Annotated in this window: 23 protein-coding genes, 1 tRNA gene and 1 pseudogene; 17 read left to right on the plus strand and 8 right to left on the minus strand. The window is 49.7% G+C overall.

Going from position 1 to position 17,326, the window contains the following annotated elements; translation table 11 throughout:
• Entirely contained in the window at nt 1-927 is a 927-nt protein-coding gene (locus ACZ5GQ_RS06130) for a hypothetical protein (RefSeq protein WP_498856281.1), read from the minus strand.
• A gap of 127 nt (nt 928-1,054) precedes the next feature.
• On the opposite strand from ACZ5GQ_RS06130, the gene moaA reads away from it, so the two are divergent.
• Complete coding sequence (gene moaA / locus ACZ5GQ_RS06135) at nt 1,055-2,137, plus strand: GTP 3',8-cyclase MoaA (protein WP_498856282.1); 1,083 nt, start codon at nt 1,055-1,057, stop codon at nt 2,135-2,137.
• On the opposite strand, the gene ACZ5GQ_RS06140 is transcribed toward moaA, so the two are convergent.
• The gene (locus tag ACZ5GQ_RS06140; protein WP_498856283.1) at nt 2,082-2,984 is read right to left on the minus strand and encodes a protoheme IX farnesyltransferase; all 903 of its coding nucleotides are present in this window, start codon (nt 2,982-2,984) and stop codon (nt 2,082-2,084) included. The genes moaA and ACZ5GQ_RS06140 overlap by 56 nt on opposite strands.
• Nucleotides 2,985-3,240: 256 nt before the next feature.
• On the opposite strand from ACZ5GQ_RS06140, the gene ACZ5GQ_RS06145 reads away from it, so the two are divergent.
• The 4 genes from ACZ5GQ_RS06145 (at nt 3,241) to ACZ5GQ_RS06160 (ending at nt 4,719) form a co-directional block, all read left to right on the plus strand.
• Nucleotides 3,241-3,564: a hypothetical protein gene (locus ACZ5GQ_RS06145; RefSeq protein WP_498856284.1), complete on the plus strand. Its 324-nt coding sequence runs from the start codon at nt 3,241-3,243 to the stop codon at nt 3,562-3,564.
• Between the two features lie 4 nt (nt 3,565-3,568).
• Entirely contained in the window at nt 3,569-3,988 is a 420-nt protein-coding gene (locus tag ACZ5GQ_RS06150; RefSeq protein WP_498856285.1) for a hypothetical protein, read from the plus strand.
• 5 nt (nt 3,989-3,993) lie between these two features.
• Entirely contained in the window at nt 3,994-4,467 is a 474-nt protein-coding gene (locus ACZ5GQ_RS06155; RefSeq protein ID WP_498856286.1) for a hypothetical protein, read from the plus strand.
• Nucleotides 4,468-4,646: 179 nt separating this feature from the next.
• Nucleotides 4,647-4,719, plus strand: a tRNA-Ala gene (locus ACZ5GQ_RS06160).
• A gap of 13 nt (nt 4,720-4,732) precedes the next feature.
• Here ACZ5GQ_RS06160 and ACZ5GQ_RS06165 read toward each other — a convergent pair.
• Together ACZ5GQ_RS06165 and ACZ5GQ_RS06170 are read right to left on the minus strand one after the other, a co-directional pair.
• A pseudogene (locus tag ACZ5GQ_RS06165) lies at nt 4,733-5,701 on the minus strand (aldo/keto reductase); the annotation flags it as partial.
• Between the two features lie 67 nt (nt 5,702-5,768).
• On the minus strand, nt 5,769-6,515 hold the full coding sequence (locus ACZ5GQ_RS06170; protein ID WP_498856287.1) for a hypothetical protein: 747 nt from the start codon (nt 6,513-6,515) through the stop codon (nt 5,769-5,771).
• Between the two features lie 314 nt (nt 6,516-6,829).
• Here ACZ5GQ_RS06170 and ACZ5GQ_RS06175 point away from each other — a divergent pair, with 314 nt between their 5' ends.
• The 11 genes from ACZ5GQ_RS06175 (at nt 6,830) to rpsB (ending at nt 14,415) form a co-directional block, all read left to right on the plus strand.
• A complete protein-coding gene (locus ACZ5GQ_RS06175; protein ID WP_498857385.1) occupies nt 6,830-9,037 on the plus strand; it encodes a sodium-translocating pyrophosphatase in 2,208 nt (735 codons plus the stop codon).
• Between the two features lie 215 nt (nt 9,038-9,252).
• On the plus strand, nt 9,253-9,636 hold the full coding sequence (rpl7ae, locus tag ACZ5GQ_RS06180; protein WP_498856288.1) for a 50S ribosomal protein L7ae: 384 nt from the start codon (nt 9,253-9,255) through the stop codon (nt 9,634-9,636).
• 12 nt (nt 9,637-9,648) lie between these two features.
• On the plus strand, nt 9,649-10,170 hold the full coding sequence (locus tag ACZ5GQ_RS06185) for a 30S ribosomal protein S13 (RefSeq protein WP_498856289.1): 522 nt from the start codon (nt 9,649-9,651) through the stop codon (nt 10,168-10,170).
• The gene (locus tag ACZ5GQ_RS06190) at nt 10,148-10,681 is read left to right on the plus strand and encodes a 30S ribosomal protein S4 (RefSeq protein WP_498856290.1); all 534 of its coding nucleotides are present in this window, start codon (nt 10,148-10,150) and stop codon (nt 10,679-10,681) included. Before ACZ5GQ_RS06185 ends, ACZ5GQ_RS06190 begins: the two co-directional genes overlap by 23 nt.
• A complete protein-coding gene (locus ACZ5GQ_RS06195; RefSeq protein WP_427970454.1) occupies nt 10,662-11,057 on the plus strand; it encodes a 30S ribosomal protein S11 in 396 nt (131 codons plus the stop codon). Before ACZ5GQ_RS06190 ends, ACZ5GQ_RS06195 begins: the two co-directional genes overlap by 20 nt.
• A gap of 212 nt (nt 11,058-11,269) precedes the next feature.
• Nucleotides 11,270-12,133: a DNA-directed RNA polymerase subunit D gene (locus ACZ5GQ_RS06200; RefSeq protein WP_498856291.1), complete on the plus strand. Its 864-nt coding sequence runs from the start codon at nt 11,270-11,272 to the stop codon at nt 12,131-12,133.
• Complete coding sequence (locus ACZ5GQ_RS06205; protein WP_498856292.1) at nt 12,130-12,486, plus strand: 50S ribosomal protein L18e; 357 nt, start codon at nt 12,130-12,132, stop codon at nt 12,484-12,486. The genes ACZ5GQ_RS06200 and ACZ5GQ_RS06205 overlap by 4 nt, the downstream gene beginning before the upstream one ends.
• Nucleotides 12,487-12,497: 11 nt before the next feature.
• Nucleotides 12,498-12,953 (plus strand): uL13 family ribosomal protein, encoded by a 456-nt coding sequence (rplM, locus tag ACZ5GQ_RS06210; protein ID WP_498856293.1) that lies wholly within the window; start codon nt 12,498-12,500, stop codon nt 12,951-12,953.
• A 7-nt stretch (nt 12,954-12,960) separates the two neighbouring features.
• Entirely contained in the window at nt 12,961-13,452 is a 492-nt protein-coding gene (locus ACZ5GQ_RS06215) for a 30S ribosomal protein S9 (RefSeq protein ID WP_498856294.1), read from the plus strand.
• Nucleotides 13,453-13,458: 6 nt separating this feature from the next.
• Nucleotides 13,459-13,689, plus strand: a complete 231-nt coding sequence (locus ACZ5GQ_RS06220) for a DNA-directed RNA polymerase subunit N (RefSeq protein ID WP_498856295.1) — start codon at nt 13,459-13,461, stop codon at nt 13,687-13,689.
• Nucleotides 13,690-13,695: 6 nt separating this feature from the next.
• A complete protein-coding gene (gene rpsB, locus ACZ5GQ_RS06225) occupies nt 13,696-14,415 on the plus strand; it encodes a 30S ribosomal protein S2 (RefSeq protein WP_498856296.1) in 720 nt (239 codons plus the stop codon).
• Nucleotides 14,416-14,439: 24 nt separating this feature from the next.
• Here the strand turns inward: rpsB and ACZ5GQ_RS06230 are convergent, their stop codons facing one another.
• The gene (locus ACZ5GQ_RS06230) at nt 14,440-14,628 is read right to left on the minus strand and encodes a hypothetical protein (RefSeq protein ID WP_498856297.1); all 189 of its coding nucleotides are present in this window, start codon (nt 14,626-14,628) and stop codon (nt 14,440-14,442) included.
• A gap of 99 nt (nt 14,629-14,727) precedes the next feature.
• On the opposite strand from ACZ5GQ_RS06230, the gene speD reads away from it, so the two are divergent.
• Entirely contained in the window at nt 14,728-15,111 is a 384-nt protein-coding gene (speD, locus tag ACZ5GQ_RS06235) for an S-adenosylmethionine decarboxylase family protein (protein WP_498856298.1), read from the plus strand.
• Between the two features lie 45 nt (nt 15,112-15,156).
• Here speD and ACZ5GQ_RS06240 read toward each other — a convergent pair whose 3' ends face one another.
• From ACZ5GQ_RS06240 to ACZ5GQ_RS06250, 3 genes are all read right to left on the minus strand, one after another.
• Entirely contained in the window at nt 15,157-15,531 is a 375-nt protein-coding gene (locus ACZ5GQ_RS06240; protein WP_498856299.1) for a NifB/NifX family molybdenum-iron cluster-binding protein, read from the minus strand.
• Between the two features lie 129 nt (nt 15,532-15,660).
• On the minus strand, nt 15,661-16,164 hold the full coding sequence (locus tag ACZ5GQ_RS06245) for a DUF2258 domain-containing protein (protein ID WP_498856300.1): 504 nt from the start codon (nt 16,162-16,164) through the stop codon (nt 15,661-15,663).
• Nucleotides 16,165-16,243: 79 nt separating this feature from the next.
• Nucleotides 16,244-17,245: a hypothetical protein gene (locus ACZ5GQ_RS06250; protein WP_498856301.1), complete on the minus strand. Its 1,002-nt coding sequence runs from the start codon at nt 17,243-17,245 to the stop codon at nt 16,244-16,246.
• Nucleotides 17,246-17,326 lie beyond the last annotated feature (81 nt).

Genomic DNA, 17,326 nt, shown 5'->3' on the forward strand with positions numbered 1-17,326 from the left:
TCATCCGGAGAACAGGTAGCCAAGCACCCTTGAGCGCTTTTGTTTTGCATTCACGTTAACTAGCAGGTACTTGTCAAGCAGTGGAAGGGGCCTAGATAGAGAGAGCTCCATAGAATTGTTATCATATCTGTCTATGCTTGCCACTACAGCTGCCCCTCCGCCCACTACATGCAATGTGCCGGAAGTTGGCACCTCAGTCCAAGGGTAGGCCTTTACTTTTAGGGTTAGTTTGTTAACTATTTTGGAGGGCTCAGGAACTAGGGCGTAAACGTCCTTGAGTTCATCAACTTCGGCCCCTTTGATAGCAAAGCCTATTCTTACTCCAGGTCCCACGGAGTCCATTTCTTCGTCAAGCACTTCTATGCTTTTTATTTCAATCTGCTTGTTTATGGGTACTGCGTAGAGCTTGTCGTGCACATACACATTAGTTTTGGTATAGCCAAGGACTACAGGGCCAACACCTTTAACTAGGAACGCTCTGTCTATGAATACATAACCTTCGTTGCGTGACGATATTTTCTCTCCATATGTTAATAGAGACGTAGCAAGTTCAGAGGCGTTTATTGTGCTAAGCCTTAGGCCACTACTCTTTACCAGCCTCTCTACGCCCTCCCTGGAGTCAGCCGCCGTCAACCCAAGCTGTGAAGACGAGGCGTCAACTAGCGTCAAGAGCTCCCCATCCCTCCAATCCATCTCATACCCTGTAACTACAACGCCTATGTCGGCTAAGGACATAGATATAGTGGCGTTGATTACTGTGGATGGGTACTCAGCGGGCACTATTATAGAGAGAAGCTTCTCCTCAGAGAGCCTCCTGTAGTACATGAGGAGGTGCCCTTTGTCGTTAAGCTTGGCTATAGAGTTAGCCAGCTCCTGCGCCCTATTTATGTCAGCTGATACTAGAGAGGCTATCACTCCAGTTAACAAGCCCTAGCCCTAAGAGTGTCTATGTCGCCGGGATTTTAATGCAGTATAACAGCTTTATCTTTCCGTCCAGCTAGCCCGTGTTCCTACATTTAATCTCTCTAATGATTTATAAGATATGGGAAGAGCTTTGGGCGCCCACATCAGTGACGCCTATGGTAGGCCGCTGGACAACCTCAGGATAGCCGTAACTAGGGAGTGCAACTACAGGTGCTTCTTCTGTCACATAGAGGGCGACCCATCCGGCGGTCCTGCCAGGATAGGGACTAGCCCGCCCCAGCTTAAGCCAGAGGATTACTATATAGTGGCAGCGGCTGCCAGCAGGCTCGGCATAAGGGCGTTCAAAATAACTGGCGGGGAGCCGCTAGTAAGAAGCGACATAGCTTCTATAATATCTAACATAAGAAGCGCTTCAGGCCCTGATACAGACATATCAATGACAACCAACGGCTACCTTCTTCCTATCTACGCAAAAGCGCTTTACGATTCAGGTCTAAGAAGAGTTAATGTATCTCTTCACTCGCTTAACAGAGAACATTATAGGATAATAACTGGGGTTGATGGCCTTGACCAGGTAATTGATGGCATAGAAAGGGCCCTACAGGTCGGACTCAAGGTAAAAGTGAACGTTACGGTGACTAAAGTCAATATAAACGACGTGTGGGATATCATAGATTTTGCCTCAACTAAGGGGATAGCCGTTCAACTGATAGAGCTTCAGCCCGTAAATGAGGGCCTCAGGGTCTTCAAAGACATGCATGTGGACCTGTCTTACATAGAGTCCAAGCTTAAAGAGCGTAGCAGCAAGGTTATATTGAGGCCCCTTCATAACAGACCTATCTACGTCCTTGAGAACGGCGTTACTGTGGAGATAGTAAAACCATTCAACAACCCACTCTTCTGCGCGGGCTGTAGGAGGGTTAGGTTGCTTTCAGACGGCCGCCTGACTCCGTGTATAAATTACGTAGGCCCAGGCGTCAGCATAATTAGGGCGCTCAGGGAGGCGAAGAGCAAAGAAGAAGCCATAGATAGCGTAGTAAAGGCTTTAATCAAAGTCAATCAATTAAGGAGGCCCTTCTACATGTGGCCCCTTGGCGGTGACGGCCACATCATGACTTTTCACAGAGCGACTGGCAGACTCGAATTACCCAAGAAGGTCACGTCAACGGCAGCGAGCCCAGCTGGACTAATGGCGCCGCCACGTGAGGTATAGCTAAGGGGGCAAACAGGAAGGCGACTATGAGAGTTGGGTTGGCAAACATGAATATGGACTTGGCCGCCTCTCTACTAGGCAGGGCGGAGAATTTGTAGATCTTATAGGCAGCCACGGCAGTTAATGGAGTAAGCAGAACGTCACCTAGCAACCCCTTAGAAGTAGTGGCCCAATAGAGCCACATGCTGGCTAGCATTACACCTAAGAACCCTATTACAACGGCTGAAACCTTCTTAGGCGGCGCCACTACGGGGTACATGGGTATTCTCGCCTTTTTGTAGTCATCATAATAATAGTACACTATAAACCATATATGCATGGGTATCCATGCTAAGACTGCTAAGGCAAGGAAAAGCGATGCTAGGCTATAACCGCCAGCGGCGGCGGCCCACCCTCCCAATACTTGCATGACGCCGGCGATGCCGCCAAAGATTATGTTTAGAGGACTCCTTCTCTTTAGCAATATGGTGTAAATTGGTATATCAAAGATGAACGCAAGCAGGACAGCAAGCAATACATATAAGTTAAGGGCCAGGGCGGCAGCCGCTCCTATTGCAATCATTATCAGCGACGCTATAAGACCTTCGCGATGGCTGAGCCTGCCGGATGGTATGGGTCTTTTTCTTGTCCTACCCATTATAGCATCTATATCCGCCTCTAGAACCATGTTAAGGGCTGTTATGCCGCCTATGGAACCGACAGATGTTATAGCGAGTAGCAGCAGCTTAGCGACATTAAGAGTGCCCCCTGCCGCAAAGTAAGCGCTATACGCTGTAAATGTCAGCAGCCCTAGCTGGGGAGGCTTTGTCATCTCAATCACGTACTTAGTTTTTGATAGGATACTCATGCTTGCCCTTGAGAAATTACATCATGATACATATTAAATAATGTCTGTTAATACCTGTATTTGCAACCTAAGAGTTGTAACAATAATGTGAAGGTCACAGTGCCGAGGTTAGAGCCATAAGCTAAGTTTTAGAGAATTCCTGGAGTGGCCGCTCTCATTTCCTTCAGTTAAGGGCTTCTGGCTACACTTTATAACTAACTTTGCATATAAATAGCCTTCCTAAAAGCTCTATTAGAGGGTAGCTGGGGGATTTTAAATGGGATCGCCATCTGAAGGCCATCAAAATAGGGGGCTAGGCCTAGCTCTTGTAGGCGTAGGACTAGCTTTGATAGTTATAGTGTTTTACTTGGCGTTAGAGGCTTATCTCTCAGTTCAGAACGTGGAGAAGTTCAAGTCCACATTTGGCGGCGCCTTGAGTTATCTTCAGGCCAGCGTCTCGACAAGTTCAAACTTTGGAGCTTTGGGCACGTATGCAGACCTGATAATTATACTTCTAATAATGGTAGTCTTCCTAAGCATAGCTTTAGCGGCGGGCTCGATACTACTTGGTAAAGGCGTCGAACTGCTGAGGGGGAAGTAAGTAGATGGTTAGCCTTAGAGCCATGTTTATAATAGTAGGTCTTGTAATAGTGTTCGTGATGACTTACCCCTTGGCAGATTTCATTTATTCCGCCTCGTCACAGAGGGGCCTGCTGAACATAACTGCATCGCCTACGGAAGGAGCCCCGCCCTGCAACGGGAGCTCAGAGAAGCTCACGGTCACATATAATGGGGCCGTACCCCTTTATTCATCGCATTTTGTGCTGTCCCTTGTACTGGCTAACGGCGATAAGATTAACATAACGGTAGTTAGGTCCTCCCTATCACAAGGGGAGAGCATTTACGTGTGTGTGCCCTTAGGCTACTTGGAGAAAGCTTCCTATGCAACTTTTGTACTTAATGGGAGCATTTATGGTATATATCCCATAACTCTAAGCCTTGAAGCAAGGCTTAGTGGAGGGTGACTTTGATGAACTTAAGGGGGGCCATGATAGAAGCGCTTAAAGGTCTCATAGACGGGCTCCTCTACGTAATACTCTATATGTTCTTGGTTCCTCTCCTCTTGAGTTTTATACTTCGTCAAGCTGGAGCAGAGGGCTACCTAAGCTACCTTACTAGCGCATATCCAGAGGGCATACTAATAATGTACATAGCCATCTTTGAGGCCCTGACCGTTGCTAGCAGGATATTTAGGGACAACGTCATAAGCCCCTTCCTAAGGTCCTTGGACTCCCTCTTAGGAGTGCTAATAACGGTTTATCTTGTCAACAGCGCTATGCCTGGAGGCTATATAAGGGCATCCCTTGAGTTGGCGACTAATGAGATGGTATACATATCTATAGGAGTCTATCCCCTGATACTTGCTTTTCTCTTAACTATCTTGCTTCCGCTTGCAATATTGCCGTTCGTTGAATATTTCCTTTATAATAGCAGCCAGACGTGAGTCGCCCAACTCGACCCTCTGCTAAAGTAAAGTAAGCACGTCCAGTCACAAGAACGTAGGTTTGACATGTATGTAAAGTCTTTCGATGGCATACTCCTCATCAGAGCGTGGTTTATTCTCGTCGCGCTAACGTTTATAAGACGTCCTATAATCAAGAGTAGCTGGGTGGACCGGTAAGTGGGCCGGTAGCTCAGCTGGAAGAGCGCCGCCCTCGCACGGCGGAGGTCCCGGGTTCAAGTCCCGGCCGGTCCACCTGTTCATAATGTTTAAACTTTCTGGTTTCGTCAATGCTTTCATAGTTTAGGTCAAGGAGGTTTGACCTCCAGTAGGAGAGCACCTCCTCGACAGTGTTTTTATCTAGAGGCGCCTTTTCTACAGCGTTTACAAACCTTTGAAGGTCGTGTTTTGAAGTTATGTTAGGTAGGACGGAGCTCACATTATTATATGCAAGGACGTACTTCAGGGCTAGCTCGTAAAGCTTGAGTCCTGCCCTGTTAGCTATGTCCATAAGGCCCTTTGATTTAGTCAAGGCGCGTTGAATCCACGAGTAGCTTTTAAGGCTTCTATGAAGGCTTTGGCTTTGCCTCAGGGGCCACCTTTCCTCATCAAGTACGTCAGAGGCATGGGGTACCCTAATGAACTGAGCGATGCCATTGAATTTGAGTAGCTCAAGTCCTGGAAGCTGTTCAATCATATTGAATATATGCTCGAGCGCCTCGTAGCCCATGTAGATGGCTGCTTCGCCTTCCTCGCCCCAGCCTAGCGTAGGTCCTAGCGCAACGCCTATGATCTTTGCCTCTCCGCTCTTCTTTACCTCACTCATAAACTCAAGGATTTCATGACTTCTGATCACATTCATTGTGGGGTTATGCAACATAAGTATGTCGACATACCCAACTCCGAGCCTTTCGAGGGACCTGGACAGCGCCACCCTAAGGTAATCTATGTTGAAGTTAGGCTTTACGCCGTCGCAGTTGTAAAAGTCAAGACCTATTTTTGTCAAAATAACGACTTTGTCGTTCTTCGAACCTAACGCTCTATGAAGGACCTCCTCCCCTTTGCCCCTGCCATAGACGTCAGCCGTGTCAAAAAAGTTTATGCCATATTTTAAAGCCTCCCTGATAATATCTTCTGCTATACTGGTATCGGCACCCCACTCGTTAGTGACTAGCGACCAAACGCCAACGCCAAGCTCAGAAACCTCTAGACCGCTTGGGAGCCTCCTATAGTTCATGGATCATCGCTAAGAGCGGTCTCAGCGCGTGGCATTAACTTCTTGTACTTACGTGTCGGTGTAGCTCTCAGATGGTTAACCCCTTAGTAACGCCGTAAATGTACGAGGCAAGGAACACACCTCCAAGGGTTCTATTAAGCGTGACCCTGTTTTGGGCCAAGGTTTTATCAAGTTTAAGGAGAACTGCTGGGTCCAGAGACCTAGAGGCTAGGGCAAGGTCTGGGCCTTTGATAACCTCGCTGGCGAGTTGCATGTAGACTTTCACGACGCCAGCTATAGCTCCCTTTGCCTCGTCAAAGAGCTTAGATAGTCCCATAATCTGTTCAACGCCTCTAGAGTTTATCATAAATCCCTTATCAAGGCCCTGAGCCACCTCAAAGAGGTCGCCAAGAGTAGGGGCCCTAAGCTGTATGTTGCCAGGGGACACGCCATTATTCTCAAGGAACTGAAGTAGGTCAGAATCGCCTACGTCACTTAGAGCCTCTATTAATGCCTCAACGTCATATGTGGAGCTGCCATATAGCAGCCTAGTAGTTATAAGTTTAAGGTTGTCAGGTATTTTCAGGTTAGCAGTCTCCGAGTAACCCTCTATGGCCCCAGCTACCACTGCAGCGCTCCAAAGACCCACTAGGGGAAGCTCGCCGCTCGCGTCAAAGGCGGACCTTAACGCTTTGCCTATTACTAAGCCTAGTCCCAGCTCCTTTGAAGAGAGCCTTCCCTCGGCTACCAACTGGGACTTCCTGTACGCCTCGTCTATGTAGGGAATAACTTCCATAACCTCATACAGCCTTCTCTCAAAGTCACTGTCAGGCACAAGTCTATGGATAGCCCCGGGCTTAATGGGAGCCGACAAAGTAAGCATTAAAGATCTCTTTACTGTGGAGAGCAGCTCTCTCACCCTTATGCTGTAGGCCCTAGAAAAATATTACATTCTGCTTTCGGCAGTGCGACCTCTGGTTGTTATTTCGCTTGCACGGCCTCGTTGCCACGGGTCAGAAATATAAAGGGCGGAGACAACTAAGGATACGCATTCTAGAAACTGTATAAGAGAATGTGTGTATTAATGGTGAGTTAAGAAAGTTTTTAACCCCCACTTTCATTTTTTTAATATGCATGGTGTCATCATACATGAAGATAGACTTATTGATAGCATCTCTTAGCGCGGTGGTGGGCTTCATAAGTATAGCGATAGCCATATGGCTCGCCAGGTGGGTTCTCTCTCAGGACCCGGGGCCTGAGAACGTCAAGTTCATATCTGATGCAATTGCAAGTGGTGCTAAGGCTTACCTGTTCCGGCAGTATAGAACCCTCTCAATAGTGCTAGTAGTGTTGGCAATAATAATAGGCGTAGGCATCTCGGCTGTCAACCACAGCTATGCGTTGGGAGGGTCCTCAGCTGCAGCATTCATAGTAGGCGCCTTAGGCTCCATGGCAGCGGGCTACATAGGCATGTACGTAACTACAAGGTCCGCCTCAAGGGCTGCAATGGCTGCCAGGAACAACGTCTTTGCCTCGCTCAGGGTGGCCTGGCGTGCCGGCGCTGTAATGGGGCTCTCGCTTGCGGGCATTGCGCTGTTCCTTATAAGCGTCCTCTACCTTGGCTTCACCTCAATAATACCAAGCTCGTGGGCCCTGGCCCTGGTAGCTATGGCCTTTGGCGCTAGCCTGGTTACCCTCTTCATGAGGGTGGGCGGAGGCATCTACACCAAGGCTGCTGACCTAGGCGCTGACCTTGTAGGCAAAGTAGAGAAGGGCATACCTGAGGACGATCCAAGGAACCCTGGAGTTATAGCTGACAACGTGGGCGATAACGTAGGCGACGTAGCTGGCATGGCTGCTGACGTCTTTGAGTCGTATATAGTGATAGTGACAGGCGCTATATTCCTTTCGTGGATAATGGGCTGGTCAACTACGTACCCGCAGCTTGTTGTGCTGCCACTACTATATGGAGCCCTGGCCCTGATAGCAACCTTCGTCGGGGTCTCGATACTAAGGTTGAAGGGGTCCCAACACCCCCTCACTGCGATATCCGTCGACATATATGAGACTATAGCAATATCCATAGTGCTCTTCTTCATAGCCAGCGTGGCCCTGCTAGGCAGCTTAGGCCTTAAGGTGGCCCTGATAGCTCCGCTGGCGGCCTCCCTGGGGGCAGTGGTGGCCCCGCTAGTGCTTGCACTCACCGGCTACTACACTCACTACACCTACAAACCAGTTAAGGAGATAGCTAACCAGGCGTTGATAAGCCCTGCCACGGTGATAGTTACAGGCTACGCCTATGGCCTAATAAGCGCCATACCTGTGATACTATTGATAGCGTTCGTGTTAGGCCTGACCTACGCGCTTGGGTACTTTGCCTTCAGTTCGCTGGTGTCCAGCAGTGTCCTTAGCGGGTACTCAGGATTCCTTGCCGGCATATATGGAACAGCCCTTGCTTCTGTAGGCCTACTGTCAGTGGCTGGCATAATAATAACAGCCGACTCCTTTGGGCCCGTCAGCGACAACGCAGCTGGCGTAGCTGAGATGGCAAGCCTGCCGGAGGAGGTGAGGGATAGGCTCGACGTTCTTGATGCTGTGGGGAACACCACTAAGGCGACAACTAAGGGATACGCCATAAGCAGCGCAGCCATGGCAGCGCTAGTTCTATTCATAGGCTTCATATTTGAAGTTATAAGCGTTGCAGGCAAGTATGTGTCAGATCCAGTCAATCTGCTGAACGGCATAAGTGTAATTAACCCTAACGTGCTCATTGGTGCGCTGGTAGGCGCTATAGTAGTTTACGTGCTCGCCAGCAGAACTCTTGGGGCAGTAGGAAGAACTGCGATGGAGATAGTTGAGGAGATAAGGAGGCAGTTTAGGGAGAAGCCAGGTATAATGGAGTGGAAGGAGAAGCCTGACTATGCCAGGGTCGTCGACATAGCCACGAGAAGAGCCTTACAGGAGTTTATGATGCCGGTGCTAGTTGCAATAATAGCGCCTATCGTAACTGGCCTTGTGCTTGGATGGCAGGCCATAGCAGGGCTTATCATGGGCGCTATATTGGTCGGTGTTCCAAGGGCGCTTTTAATGGCTAACGCTGGAGGCGCCTGGGACAACGCCAAGAAGTACATAGAGGCTGGTCTTGATCCGAAGCTTGGAGGTAAGGGCAGCGATGCGCATAAGGCCGCTGTAGTTGGCGATACAGTGGGAGACCCCTTCAAGGACACCACAGGTCCGTCGATGAACCCATTAATAAAGGTTCTTAATACCCTCTCAGTGGTCTTTGCGCCCATGATAGTTGCCGCTAACGCAAGCTTAGGCGCGTGGATGCTAGTGCACGGGCTCCTTGCATTGTAAATAGATTTTGAATCTAAGCTATTTTGAAAATATTCATTTTATTTTTAATAGTAAATGCGGCAGGTTAGTTCTTAAGTTCTATATCAACAAGCAGAATCGCCTTGAGATATGCCTCATGACGTGTTGTTTTTCGGCCATCAAAGGAAGTCTAGTTATTCTTTTAAACCCGCCTCAGCTGTGAATTCGTAGCGACGCTAGGAGGAGGATGAGGGTCTATGTCTAAGCCCAGCTATGTGCTATTTGATGTGCCGGACGATCTAGCGGAGGACGTGTATAAGCTTGTAACCAAGGCCAGGGAGACCGGCAAGGTAAAGAAAGGCACCAACGAAACTACTAAGGCTGTTGAGCGCGGTATAGCAAAGCTAGTGGTGATAGCCACTGACGTTGACCCGCCCGAGATAGTTGAGCACTTGCCACTTCTCTGCGATAGCAAGAAGATACCCTTCGTTTATGTACCCAGCAAGAAGAGGCTCGGCGAGGCAGTTAAGATAGACGTGGCGGCTGCCAGCGTGGCGATAGTGGATCCTGGCGAGGCGGGCGAGGACCTAAAGAAGGTGATTGATAGGGTAAAGGAGCTCAGAGCCAAGTCAGGTAAGTGAGGTAACTAGGGCATGTCCAGGAGAGAGTCAACGTCCTTTACGCAGGTTGTAAGAATTGCAAACACCGACATACCAGGAGAGGATACCGTAATTTATGGTCTTTCCAGAATAAAGGGCATAGGCTACACTACTGCCCTTGCCATAGCTAGAAAGCTTGGAATTGACCCCACGGCCCGTATAGGTTACCTTCAGCCTGACATAATAAAGAAGTTAGAAGACGCAGTTAACGACTTAACGCACCTTAACTTGCCTTCGTGGCTTTATAACAGAAGGAAGGATTATGAGAGCGGCCAGGACAAGCACCTAGTAGGCGCCGAGCTGATATTCGTTGCAAGGCGTGACATAGACAGGGAGATAAAGATAGGGTCTTGGCGCGGAGTAAGGCACAAGCTAGGATATAAAGTCAGAGGCCAGAGAACGCACACTACTGGAAGGACTGGAATGACCGTAGGTGTTAAGAGAGCAGCCGCAGTTCCAGGTGCTGGTGGTGAAGGGGGTAAGGTGAGCAGCGGTGGGGGATCCCAAGAAAAGTAGGCATAAGTGGCTAACTCCGGGTCACCCCTGGATAAAGGACAGGCTCCAGCATGAGCTGGAGCTTATAGGTAAGTATGGGCTTAGGAACAAGAGGGAGGTCTGGATAGCTGAGTCCATAGTGAGGAACTTCAGGCTAAGGGCAAGGTCCCTTCTAGCCCTGCCAGAGCAGGAGAGGTCCATAGCGGCCAAGAACCTGCTGGACACCCTCTACAGGATGGGACTTGTGGGCAAAGACGCCGTGTTAGACGACGTACTTGGGCTTACGGCGGAAAACGTCCTTGAGAGGAGGCTTCAGACGCTGGTCTACAGGAAGGGCCTCGCAAAGACCATTTATCAGGCTAGGCAGCTAGTAGTCCATGGGCACATAGCTATTAATGGCAGGCGGGTCACGAGCCCAGGCTATATAGTTCCGCGCGATGAGGAGGATAGAATAGAAATAGCTCCAGGAAGCCCGCTAAGGGCGAGTGCCCAGCAGTCAGGTGGTGAGCAGAATGTCGCTCAGGGAGCTTAAGTGGGGGGTTGCGCACATATACAGCAGCTTCAACAATACAATTATCCACATAACTGACATGAGCGGCGCCGAGACAGCTGCAAGAGTATCGGGCGGCATGGTAGTAAAGGCTGACCGTGAAAAGCCGTCCCCATATGCAGCTATGCTTGGGGCCGCCAGGGCCGCGCAGACGGCCATGGACAGAGGGATAACAGCTATACACATAAAGGTCAGGGCCCCAGGAGGTCATGGTCCTAAGACTCCAGGGCCTGGAGCCCAGGCAGCTATAAGGGCTCTTGCAAGGGCGGGCTTCGTTGTAGGAAGGATAGAGGACGTGACACCTATACCTCATGATACAACAAGGAGACCCGGAGGAAGAAGGGGAAGAAGGGTCTAACGACTTTCAACATTCCCATGCCATTTCTTACACGTATTCACTTTTATTATTGATTAAGTTATATTCCTGCGTCGGCGCCGCAGGAGGATTTTTGATGCGGGTTTTATAAAGATCAGCTTGTTAAGCTACATAGCAACCATTTGGCTTTAATGACGTTGAAACCACCTATAACTTATAACTGAAACCTATCCTAGCCGTTGTGGGAACAGCTGATGCAGGATCAGAAGGTCAGCATAGTGGAGCTCAGAGACAACAGGATAACTGTGTCTATGGAGGGCTTCCCAGTAGCCTATGGTAACGCTCTTAGAAGGCTTGCGCTCTCAGACGTCCCCACTATGGCAGTCGATTTTGTTTACTTCTACGATAATGAGAGCAGCGTCTATGATGAGATAATAGCCCATAGGCTTGGGCTCCTGGTGCTTAAGTCAGACGAGGCCCTCAGAAAGTATGGCTTGCCTGAGGAGTGCTCCAATGCCAGCGAAAACGACTCCCACTGCTTTGCTCAAGTGTACCTTGAATACGAGGTTCCTCAGGACGCCGCTTCTGGCGTCTATGTAAAAGCATCAGATCTAAAGTTCTCAGACCCTGACATAAAGCCCGTCTATCCCGAGACGCCCATAGTATACCTGGCTCCTGGTCAAAGAATTCACCTAGTTGGATATGCAAGGTTAGGCAGGGGCTATGAACATGGCAAGTGGAGCCCAGCCTCAGTGTCTATCCTTAGGTACTCTGTATATGTTGATTACGACCCCTCAAAAGTAACCGCTGAATGCCTGGAGTGCATTTCAGCTTACAAGAGCCTGCTAGAAGCCATCAAAAGTGGTAATGCTGGACGGCTGGAGCTGGACTATAAGGCCAACACCAGCGCCCTAAGGTATTGCGAAGGGGAGAGCTGCAAGGGCGCCATAAAGGTAATCTATGATCCGTCAAAGCTTTACCTGACAGTGGAGTCCACGGGGGCCCTTGAACCCGCAAGGATTATATGGGAGGCCACAAACTGTCTTGCGAGGAAGGCAGATAAGCTGTTAAAGGAGCTTGAGGAGGTGCAGGTCGTGGAGGAGGTAGGGTCCAAATGAGGAGGGTAGTGACTACAAACGAGACTATGATTGAGACCCTCAGGCTGCTCAGATCTAAGGCTAAGGAGAAGCCAATCTGGGGAAGAGTGGCTGAGCTTCTGAGCAGACCGGCCAGGAGGCGCCCCCAGGTGAACCTGAGCAAGATAAACAGATACGCGTCAGACGGAGACTTCATAATAGTGCCTGGCAAGGTTTTAGGCGCAGGTAAGTTGAATAAAAAGGTCACAGTAGCAGCCTTCACGTTCTCAGCTAAGGCCGCGCAGCAGATAACGTCCGCGGGAGGAAGAATTTTAACCCTCAGGGACGCTGTGAATGAGGTGCAGGACTATACCAAGGTTAAGATACTGGTGTGAGGTGTTCGCAGTTGAGCCAGCAGACGGCTCAGGAGGAACTAATAATTGATGGAAGCGGCGCCATACTGGGCAGGCTTGCCACTTACGTAGCTAAGCAGCTCCTTAGTGGCAGAAAGGTTACTATAGTTAATGCTGACAAGGTGGCTGTGAGTGGCGACCCTGTTAGGCTTGTCTACTTCTATAGAAGGACAATACTTGGGGTCAAGGTACACCTCTCTGAGAAGTGGAGGCCCAAGAGGGCCAGGAGCCCCCAGATGCTAGTTAGGAAGGCGGTGAGGGGCATGCTGCCTAAGAATGACAAAGGCAGGGAAGCGTACTCCAGACTGAGAGTCTACGTGGGAGTACCTAAGGAACTTACTGGTAAGAGTATGGTAAAGCTTCCAAGTGATATGACCGTAGAGAAGCTTACAAAGTCAAAGTATGCAACGTTAGCAGATATAGCCAGGCAGCTCGGCTGGAGCAGGTGAGTGAGGCATGTCTGAGCAGGGAGCCGTACAACCTAAGCAGGCTCAGGCTGAGAGCAACGTTATAATATCTGTAGGTAAGAGAAAGACAGCCATAGCCAGAGCTTATATAAGGCCTGGCCAAGGACGCGTGAGGGTCAACGGAGTTCCTGTGGAGATATGGCCCGTCGAGGTTGCAAGACTTAAGATGATGGAGCCCCTCATAATAGCTGGTGATGCGGTGGTCAAGCTAGTAGACATAGACGTTAACGTGCGTGGGGGAGGCTTTATGGGCCAAGCAGACGCTGTAAGGATGGCAATAGCAAGGGGGCTTGTAGACTTCTTCGATAAGTGCGTGCCAAGCAAGGACAACTGCGAACACAGTAAGGCGATAGCGCAGAAGCTAAAGAACCTCTTCATGGAGTACGACAGGACCATGCTAGCTGGCGACCAGAGGAGGACTGAGCCTGAGAAGTACATGAGGTACAGCGCAAGGAGAGGATGGCAGACATCATACAGGTGACAGGCGTTGCTTCCCCCTGTCAGGTGCATGACTTGCGGCGCACCCTTAGGTCACCTTTGGGAGGAGTTCCGTAGGAGAGTTGAAGCCGGAGAGGATCCAAACAAGGTGCTCGATGACCTGGGAGTCTACAGGTATTGTTGCAGGAGGACCCTCTACACCAGCGTCGTTTATATAGAGCAGGTGGCCAGCTACAGCGCTGTGAGGGTAAATAGGCTAAGGGCTGGGGGAAGGGGGTGAAGTCGAGTGAGTGACGAGCAGAAGCAGGAGGGGCCTAACCCTGAGACTGAGAGGGAGGAGACTGAGGAAAGAGCTGTCGAGGGACAGCAGATAAGTGAGGCCGAGGAGCAGGGCCTGCTGGTTCCCTCTGATCTCTACAAGAAGGCAGGCGTTGTCTATGGAACCCAGATATGTACGAAGTACATGAGGCAGTTCGTTTATAAAGTACTACCTGACGGCTTCTATCTCCTTGATGTAAAGAAGATAGACGAAAGGATAAGAATAGCAGGCCGCTTCCTGGCGAACTTCGATCCATCGAAGATTGCTGTGGTGGCTACTAGAATCTATGGACAGAGGCCCGTCACCGCTATGTGCGAAAAGATAGGCTGCAAGCCCGTGGTTGGCAGGATAGTGCCTGGCATATTCACTAACCCAAAGCTAGACATATACGTGGAGCCTGAGGTTGTCGTAGTAACTGACACCAGGACTGACAGACAGGCGGTTGTAGAGGCCTCAAAAATAGGCGTGCCCGTGGTGGCGCTCGCTGACACTGACAGCAGGGTAGAAGATGTGGACCTAGTAATACCTGCCAACAACAAGGGCAGGAGAAGTCTGGCCTTAGTCTACTGGCTTCTGACAAGAGAGATAATGAGGAACAGGGGCTTACTTCAGCCGGGCCAGGAACCTCCGTTCACTTATGAAGACTTTATGGCAGGCAAAGTGACCGAGGGCTCCAGCACAGCCTAGCTCTTAGTTTATGTTCCGCCGCTTTTATCGGCACTTCTCTCTTAGCACCGCCAGGAGTTCCCTTATGCTTTCAGTCTCCTGAACTATAGCCAGCAGCTTTCCCGCGCTCTTCTCATCCTTAGCCATTTCGCTGGCAGTCTTCTCTATAAGTTCAAGCCTTATTAGCACGAGGTCTATGAGCTCGTGGGGAGTCCTTGAATGCAGATCCTCCAAAGTGGGCACCTTTTGAACCAGTTAGAGGGGTAGGGGTAACGCTTAAAAGGATAGGGGGGTTAATATAGCGTACGGACCCTTAAATAGGGGGTGGGGGGTGTGCAGAACATAGAAGAAGAACTGCTTGAAAATACACCTAAGGTCATCGGCCGCCATGTTTATGGGAACCTAAAGGGATGCCGTAACGATGAGATACTAAGAGATCCTCAGGCCATTGAGGAGCTGCTACGCGAGGCGGGCAGGGTAGGCAGGATGACCATATTGGACGTTAAGTCGTGGAAGATAGGCGAAGGTGTAAGCGCTGTTGCTATAGTGCTTGAGAGCCACATAACCATACATACCTGGCCCGAATATAAGTTCGCCACGGTAGACGTCTACAGTTGTGGACCCCGTAGCGACCCCCTCAAGGCCTTCAATTATATAGTTAAGGCGTTGGAGCCTGAGGACGTAGTTATGGGTTCTGCTGACAGGAGCCTGGAATAGGGAGCTCCAAATCTATAAAAAGGGAGCCTTTTTACTTCTGGCCTATTATGGTAATAGCCCCTGGTCTCGTAAAGCCGTGCCTAGATCGCTTATATCGTCTACTCTGACTCCAAGCACCACTACCTTGCCCAAGGATCGTAGCGCTTCAACTAGCACGGGGCCCATGTGCATTGCCATTACAATATCAACGTCCTTTAAGGTTTCCAGAACAGCTAGGTGCCACCTAGCATGCTCAGGGCCTTTCTCATGTCCTTCATAGCTATCATGGCCCTCATCATGGGGATGCTCTGCGTTAACTTTGCGGCACTCCACATTCTCCACCTTTCCATCATTATTAATGTAAACTACTAGAAAAAGACCTGACCTAGGTCCATGGAATGACATGCTTTTGCAGTCGTCCGTTGCAAGGGCTACCTTCAAGGGGCTCGCCTGTTTCGGATAAGCGATACAAGTTTAAAAACGTTTAATCATTATCTACATTGCAAACGCCAAAGAGATGCAAGCTCTAAGGTAGTTCGTAAGAGCCTTTAAAAAGGTAGTTAAAGGCGGCTAGGCCTGTATTATTTCCTTAATCTTGTTAAGACTTTCCTTAAGCTTATTATTTTCTTCAGAGAGCTCCTGGACCTGCCTTCTAAGGTCCTCAAGCTCCTTTTCATAGGTCTGCTTACATTCATCTTCATTGACGAAAGCTGATATCTTCACGTCGTCGAACACTAACTTCTTCTCGTTTTCATCGTAGTGAAGGGTTACGGTTATTCTTACTAGGTCAAGCTTTCCAAGCTTTCTCTTCTCCACAATCTCATGGTAAAGGTCCTTGTTAAGCTGAGCTACGTCCCTTATTATAATGTCCTTTGGTATGTACTTTCCAAGGGCTACAAGAGCTACCCTTCTGAGTTTGTCTGCATATCTGGCAGCTATTATGATTCCCGTGCTTATCTGATATTTGTTGGCGCCTAGCACGGAGCCTCCGGCCACGGTTACCTCATACTCTTCAGCCCTCTCTAGGTCTCTGGAAACGCTCTCGTCCGAGGAGGTGTTCTGCTGAGCGCTCACAGCGCTCACCACAGTTATTTATTAATATGTTAAGGCCTCTTAAATTTTAGCGAAGTTTCTTAATAAAGCGATGCTGAGTTTAGCCTGGTCTGCAGAGCTCGTAGATTCTCACCTTCCTTCTCCCCTTCATCTTATACTGTACGCATATGCTTCCCTCAGCTTCAAGAGACCTGAGAGCGGAGTATACCCCTCTTAACGTGAACTGGGGAACCTCTTTCCATATTTCATAGGCGCTCAGGCCTTCGTTTCGTGACAGCACGTCTAGCACCCTCCTCTTGAGCGAGGCCTCCTCAGGGGACCTCGGCCTCTTTAGCTGGGGCTTTCTAATTCCTCCGCTTATTAGCGCTACGCCCTTCTCGTCCCTAGAGGCGTATGCATAAGCAGAGGCTGCCAGGAACTTAATGTAAAGGCCTCTTCTGGCCAGCCTTACTATGCTATTTATAACCTCCTCGGGCTCTATCTCGACGATCTTAATGGTCCTAGAAAGTCCTAGAAACGAGGGTGTGGGGCCGCCCTTTACTACAACGGCTATGACCTCCATGGGCGGGGCCTCCTTAAGCTCATTTAAGCCCTCAGCTATGGAGAACGCCAGGAGGCCAGACGACGAGGGCACGTAGATTCTCTCCGCCTTCGGGGAGCTCTCGACAAGTTCAAAAGCTATGGTCTTCAGACCTTCCACGCTGAGCGGGTTCTCATATCGTAGCTCAGGCCTTCCTCCAAATTCTAGGGAGCCTCCAAGGGATGCTATTCCAATGATATCCTGAGGGTCAAGTTCTTTGGGCTCAGCTATGACAGAGACTTCCGAGCCTGCTAGTTTTGCGTAAAACGCAAGCGAGTAGGCGAAGTCGCTTTCATACTTAACCCTGTAGGTTTTGTGGCCTAAGGCGCTCACTATGACAGACGAGGCTCTATCTGCATAAGTTCCAGTGGGGTTTCTGCTCTCGAGCTTACAGAGAACGCCGTTAACTTTAACTATGGGCGTGAGGCCCTCGCCGTAGCTCACTATTTGAGGAGGTCTTATCGCCATCATCTCTGAGTATCTCCACATGTTTGCATAGTCAGATCTCGTCTTGAGTTTCACATCATGACACCTATAAACAATGGTGAACCCGCACCGCGGACAGGTCATTAATGACATATCATTACTGGTGAACCCGCACCG

The sequence above is a fragment of the Caldococcus noboribetus genome (genome assembly GCF_055389385.1).

Excerpts from the sequence above, each read along its gene's own strand:
- ACZ5GQ_RS06140 (WP_498856283.1), bottom strand. The coding sequence starts at position 2,984 with ATGAGTATCCTATCAAAAACTAAGTACGTGATTGAGATGACAAAGCCT.
- ACZ5GQ_RS06145 (WP_498856284.1), top strand. The coding sequence starts at position 3,241 with ATGGGATCGCCATCTGAAGGCCATCAAAATAGGGGGCTAGGCCTAGCT.
- ACZ5GQ_RS06150 (WP_498856285.1), top strand. The coding sequence starts at position 3,569 with ATGGTTAGCCTTAGAGCCATGTTTATAATAGTAGGTCTTGTAATAGTG.
- ACZ5GQ_RS06155 (WP_498856286.1), top strand. The coding sequence starts at position 3,994 with ATGAACTTAAGGGGGGCCATGATAGAAGCGCTTAAAGGTCTCATAGAC.
- ACZ5GQ_RS06175 (WP_498857385.1), top strand. The coding sequence starts at position 6,830 with ATGAAGATAGACTTATTGATAGCATCTCTTAGCGCGGTGGTGGGCTTC.
- rpl7ae (WP_498856288.1), top strand. The coding sequence starts at position 9,253 with ATGTCTAAGCCCAGCTATGTGCTATTTGATGTGCCGGACGATCTAGCG.
- ACZ5GQ_RS06185 (WP_498856289.1), top strand. The coding sequence starts at position 9,649 with ATGTCCAGGAGAGAGTCAACGTCCTTTACGCAGGTTGTAAGAATTGCA.
- ACZ5GQ_RS06195 (WP_427970454.1), top strand. The coding sequence starts at position 10,662 with ATGTCGCTCAGGGAGCTTAAGTGGGGGGTTGCGCACATATACAGCAGC.
- ACZ5GQ_RS06200 (WP_498856291.1), top strand. The coding sequence starts at position 11,270 with ATGCAGGATCAGAAGGTCAGCATAGTGGAGCTCAGAGACAACAGGATA.
- ACZ5GQ_RS06205 (WP_498856292.1), top strand. The coding sequence starts at position 12,130 with ATGAGGAGGGTAGTGACTACAAACGAGACTATGATTGAGACCCTCAGG.
- ACZ5GQ_RS06215 (WP_498856294.1), top strand. The coding sequence starts at position 12,961 with ATGTCTGAGCAGGGAGCCGTACAACCTAAGCAGGCTCAGGCTGAGAGC.